Raw genomic sequence first — 4,934 nt, forward strand, 5'->3', positions numbered from 1 at the left:
ATTAATGAGAGTAATTCGTTGCAAAATTTGGCTACGGCACTCAATTATTTCTACAAAAAAACAGGCAACAGAATTACGTTTGAGTACATCGTATTCAATGACTTCAATGATTCGCTACAAGATGCCAAAGAGCTTTGGGAATTTACGAAAAAAGTACCCGCTAAGGTAAATATCATTGAATATAACCCAATTGCCGAGGCCGACTACGTAAACACTACCGAAGATAAACTAAGCAAATTTGCCAAATTTTTGGAAGATAAAGGTGTGATTGTAAACGTTCGCCGCAGTCGTGGAAAAGATATTGACGCAGCTTGTGGACAGTTGGCTATTAAAGAGCCTACGGTATGATAAAAATCTCTAAAATCAGAGAACAATTATTTTAGTTTTTTCATAACTTAGCAAAAAATCAATGACCATGGTAAAGCCAATTAGTAGTGAAAAATGGACATACGAGCGACTTTTGCAAGAGTTACCTTCAGAGTCGAGGTATGAAATCCGTAATTTTAATTTAATTGATATGCCCGCACCAACTATCGAACACCAACAAATCGTTGGTTTAATTTACCGACTCTTATTTCAATTTACTTTCCAAAATCAACTTGGAGAAGTTTTTATTTCACCTTTAGATGTTGTTTTTGATAAAGGAAATGTGTGCGAACCAGATGTGATTTTTGTTGCTAAAGAAAATAAGCAAATTATCGGACGAAGAAATATTTCAGGCTCGCCCGATTTGGTTGTAGAAGTCGTTTCAAAAGGCTCAGTGGTGAGAGATTATATTGAAAAAAAGAATGACTATGAGAATTTTGGCGTGAAAGAATATTGGTTGATTGACCCACTGAATGAAACTATCATTGTTTATGCTTTAGAAAATAACAAATACAGTATTTTTTCAGCGGTTGAAGAACAAGGTATTGCTAAATCCAAACTTTTAGATGGTTTTGAATTAGCTTTTGAGGAAGTTTTTGTTAGTGAATAATTCAACTTTTCCTCAAAGCCAACTTCTTAAACTCCAACGGACTTTTGCCTTTTATTTCTTTAAAAACTTTACTGAAATACGAGTTATTCGTGAATCCACATTCAAAACATACATCGGCAACACTTCTTTCGGTCATCAATAACTGACAGGCTTTATTGATTCTGTACTCATTCATAAAGTCAGTGAAAGTCTGATTGACAACCTTCTTGAAATAATTACAGAATGATGGCACGGTTAGGTTAGCAATGTCGGCAACTTCTCGGATATTAATTGGGTGCTGGTAAGTTTTCTCTACATATTCATACACCCGTTTGAGCCGCATTTGGTCTTTTTGATTGAAATCATATCGTGTATCTATCGAATTGAGCAAATTATATTCCTGCGAACCAGCCAATATTTGAAAAATATTCAACAAACCCATCAATCGCTCGAATTGCGATAAATCGATTAGTTTTTTTAATGCTTCTGCTACTTCTTGGTAAGTTTGGCCGTAAAATTGAATCCCTTGCTGCGAGCGTTCAAATAGTTTTTTGATGTTTATCATTTCGGGTTTATCAAAAAAGCTTTCGCCTAAAAAATCATCTCTAAACTGAACCACGATTTCTTCGTGTTCGCCCAAGGCATCATAGCCAAAACCAGCATGTGGGAGATTCGAGCCGATCAATACTAAATCGCCATCGTCGTAGTAGCTCAGATGATTGCCAACATGGCGGCGGCCCGTACCAGCAAAAACCAATACCAACTCAAACTCTGGATGATAATGATAATTCCACGGAAATTGCTGGGCGAGTACTTTCTGATGTAAAAATCTGAACGAACTTCCTTCGTCATTTTGAATTTGCTCAAAAGGTGTTTTCACTCTATTAATATTAGAATTATTAAATTTTCCATAAAAATAATAATACAGTTTTAAAAATCATTAATAGACCTATATTTTTTGTTAGTTAAAAAACCGAAATTTGTATTGTAAACTTCTATTAAAAAGTAGTTTATAATTTTTGATTAAGGAAACCTATGATGGATTTATAAAAAGCGAGCTTCTGCTCGCTTTTTTTTAGATAATACTGCCTATTCTTACCCTCAAACTATCAACCTCATAAAATTCTATCTTCTATGCAAAACTGGAAAATCAAACTTTCACTGTATCTCAACTATTTTGTGTTTGCAATCCTGCTCAATAGTGTCGGTGCGGTGATTTTGCAAGTTCAAAGGAATTTTGACGTAACAAAATCTGACGCATCGGTTTTGGAGGGTTTCAAAGACCTGCCCATTGCCGTCTGCTCATTTTTGCTCGCATCATTTTTGCCCAAAATCGGCTATAAAAAAGCCATGCTTGTAGCTTTGGCATTGGTTAGTATTATTTCGTTCACGATTCCCTACGCCAGTGGTTTTTGGCATTTCAAATTGCTTTTCTTAGTGGTCGGAATCTCGTTTGCACTTATCAAGATTTCGGTCTTTGCTACTATCGGGCTTATCACAGAAGACATCAAAGAACACTCAAGTTTTATGGGCTTGCTCGAAGGTACTTTTATGATTGGGGTTTTATTAGGAAACATTTTATTTAGCTTATTTATCGACAACAATAACCCTAAATCTGAAACGTGGCTCAGTGTTTACTGGATTTTAGGAGGCTTATCGTCCATTGCATTTTTGTTATTGCTATCGGCCAAATTAGATGAATCTGATGCAAAAATCGAAGGTTCTTCGCTCAGTAATGATTTCTTAGCAATGATTCGCCTCATTATTTTACCATTGGTGATAGTTTTCATTATCAGCATATTTTTATTTGTACTTATCGAACAAAGTTTCCAGACTTGGACCCCGACCTTCTACAAAGACATCCTGAAAGTGCCTGCCAGCATGGGTATTCAAGCGGGAGCAATTTTGGCGGGAGCATTTGCCATTGGCCGTTTTGCGTCGGGAGTTATTCTTCGTCGCTTTAGCTGGATTTTGGTTTTATCGGTTTGCTTGGCTATCTGTGCCTCGTTGGTTTTATTGACTTTGCCACTCACGCAAGGCATCGTGGCATCTCCCGACACTAACTGGACAAACGCTCCGATTGTGGCATACGTTTTTCCGATTATGGGTATTTTTTTAGCCCCTATCTATCCGACCATCAATTCTGTTATTCTTAGCTCCTTGCCCAAGCATCTACACAGCCCAATGTCGGGTCTGATTGTTGTTTTTTCGGCTTTGGGTGGCACAACGGGGTCTATTATCACGGGTCATGTTTTCGATGCTTTCACTGGACAAACGGCTTTTTATCTTTCACTCATTCCGATGGGTATTCTGATGGTTTGTTTGTTCATTCTCAATTCATTACAAAAGAAATCTAACGCTGAAATTTCTTTTACAAACACGGCTGGACATTAATTTTTTAAGTTTCGAGTTCCTATTATTTACATGACAAATTCGATTAAAAATATCTTTGAATTAGGGCTTTTGTTTGAGCGAGTTCAAACCGAAAGTATCTTTCCAGATAATAAAACTTTCCCTGATTGTATCGCAAAAGATTCTTTAGATGCCATCAATGAAGCGTTTTTGAAAGAAAAAGACGCCGAAGGCTTTGATTTAAAGGCTTTTGTATTAAAATACTTTGAATTGCCCATCAACCGCACGGCAGCTTACGAAAGCGATAAGAATCATTCGATAGACGAGCATCTACAAACACTCTGGGCAGTACTGACTCGTGAACCCGAACAAGAAAATAGTTCGTTGATTCCATTGCCCAAACCCTATATTGTGCCAGGTGGGCGTTTTGGCGAAGTTTATTATTGGGATAGCTATTTCACGATGCTCGGCCTGCGTGCCTCTGGCAAAATCGACATGATTGAATCGATGGTAGATAATTTTTCTTACTTAATTGATAAAATCGGACATATTCCAAACGGCAATCGCAGCTATTATGTGGGGCGTTCGCAGCCACCATTTTATTCGTTGATGGTAAAATTACTGAGCGAAGAAAAAGGCTTAGGAATGTTGGTGAAACATCTACCATATTTAAAGAAGGAGTATGATTTTTGGATGCGAGGAAGCGAAGAACTTAGTTCAGAAAACAAAGCCTTACATAGAGTAGTGCTTATGCCAAACGGAGCTATTCTGAATCGTTTTTGGGATGAAAACAATACGCCTCGACCAGAATCTTACAAAGAAGATGTCGAACTTTCGCATCAATCTACACAGGAGGCGAGCGTTTTGTTTCGCCACCTAAGAGCAGCTGCCGAATCGGGTTGGGATTTTAGTAGTCGATGGTTTAAAGAAACCGATTCATTTGCCAGTATTCATACAACCGATATTATTCCGATTGATTTAAATTGCTTACTTTATCATTTAGAAGATACGCTTTCGGCTACCTACTCACTACTCGATGATAACGATGAGGCCTATAGATACCAACAATTAGCTCAAAATCGTAAAGTAGCGACTCAACACTACCTTTGGAATGAAACCGAAGGATGCTATTTCGATTATGATTTCGTAGAAAATAAACTCAAGAGTCATTTGACATTGGCAGCGGTTTTCCCACTTTATTTCAAAATTGCCGAGCCGAGTCAAGCACAAAAAATTGCCGAACTCCTCGAAGCCAAGTTTTTGAAAAGTGGCGGTTTGCTTACAACCATTGCCCAAACTGGTCAACAATGGGATTCGCCAAACGGTTGGGCTCCATTACAATGGATTGCCTACAAAGGCCTTTTGAATTATAATTTTGATGATTTGGCTAATAAAATTCGCCATAATTGGCTGGAACTCAACCAAAGAGTTTATGAACAAACAGGAAAAATGACCGAAAAATATAATGTAGTAGATGATGGACTTTCGGCAGGTGGCGGAGAATACCCCAACCAAGATGGTTTCGGCTGGACAAATGGTGTTTATTTAGCAATGAGCTAAAAAGTTTTGAGTTTAAAGTGCTGAGTTCTGAGTAAAAAAACGCTCTCAACTCAGAACTCAGCATTCA

4 protein-coding genes and 1 pseudogene are annotated in these 4,934 nt (G+C 37.7%); 4 read left to right on the forward strand and 1 reads right to left on the reverse strand.

From position 1 onward, the window contains the following. Positions 1 to 348: pseudogene (locus tag ACOVO2_RS13415) on the forward strand (23S rRNA (adenine(2503)-C(2))-methyltransferase RlmN); the annotation flags it as partial. A 67-nt stretch (positions 349 to 415) separates the two neighbouring features. Next, on the forward strand, positions 416 to 976 hold the full coding sequence (locus tag ACOVO2_RS13420) for a Uma2 family endonuclease (protein WP_421770470.1): 561 nt from the start codon (positions 416 to 418) through the stop codon (positions 974 to 976). A gap of 1 nt (position 977) precedes the next feature. Here ACOVO2_RS13420 and ACOVO2_RS13425 read toward each other — a convergent pair whose 3' ends face one another. Beyond that, positions 978 to 1,835 (reverse strand): AraC family transcriptional regulator, encoded by an 858-nt coding sequence (locus ACOVO2_RS13425; protein ID WP_421770471.1) that lies wholly within the window; start codon positions 1,833 to 1,835, stop codon positions 978 to 980. Between the two features lie 254 nt (positions 1,836 to 2,089). Here ACOVO2_RS13425 and ACOVO2_RS13430 point away from each other — a divergent pair, with 254 nt between their 5' ends. After that, positions 2,090 to 3,349 carry an MFS transporter gene (locus ACOVO2_RS13430; RefSeq protein WP_421770472.1) on the forward strand — a complete coding sequence of 420 codons (1,260 nt, stop codon included), beginning with the start codon at positions 2,090 to 2,092 and terminating at the stop codon, positions 3,347 to 3,349. A 30-nt stretch (positions 3,350 to 3,379) separates the two neighbouring features. Beyond that, entirely contained in the window at positions 3,380 to 4,867 is a 1,488-nt protein-coding gene (gene treF / locus ACOVO2_RS13435) for an alpha,alpha-trehalase TreF (protein WP_421770473.1), read from the forward strand. Positions 4,868 to 4,934 lie beyond the last annotated feature (67 nt).

Origin of the sequence: Emticicia sp. (assembly GCF_049241225.1) — a bacterium.
In the GTDB taxonomy this organism is placed as follows: Bacteria; Bacteroidota; Bacteroidia; order Cytophagales; family Spirosomataceae; genus Emticicia.

Excerpts from the sequence above, each read along its gene's own strand:
- treF (WP_421770473.1), top strand. The coding sequence starts at position 3,380 with ATGACAAATTCGATTAAAAATATCTTTGAATTAGGGCTTTTGTTTGAG.
- ACOVO2_RS13430 (WP_421770472.1), top strand. The coding sequence starts at position 2,090 with ATGCAAAACTGGAAAATCAAACTTTCACTGTATCTCAACTATTTTGTG.
- ACOVO2_RS13420 (WP_421770470.1), top strand. The coding sequence starts at position 416 with ATGGTAAAGCCAATTAGTAGTGAAAAATGGACATACGAGCGACTTTTG.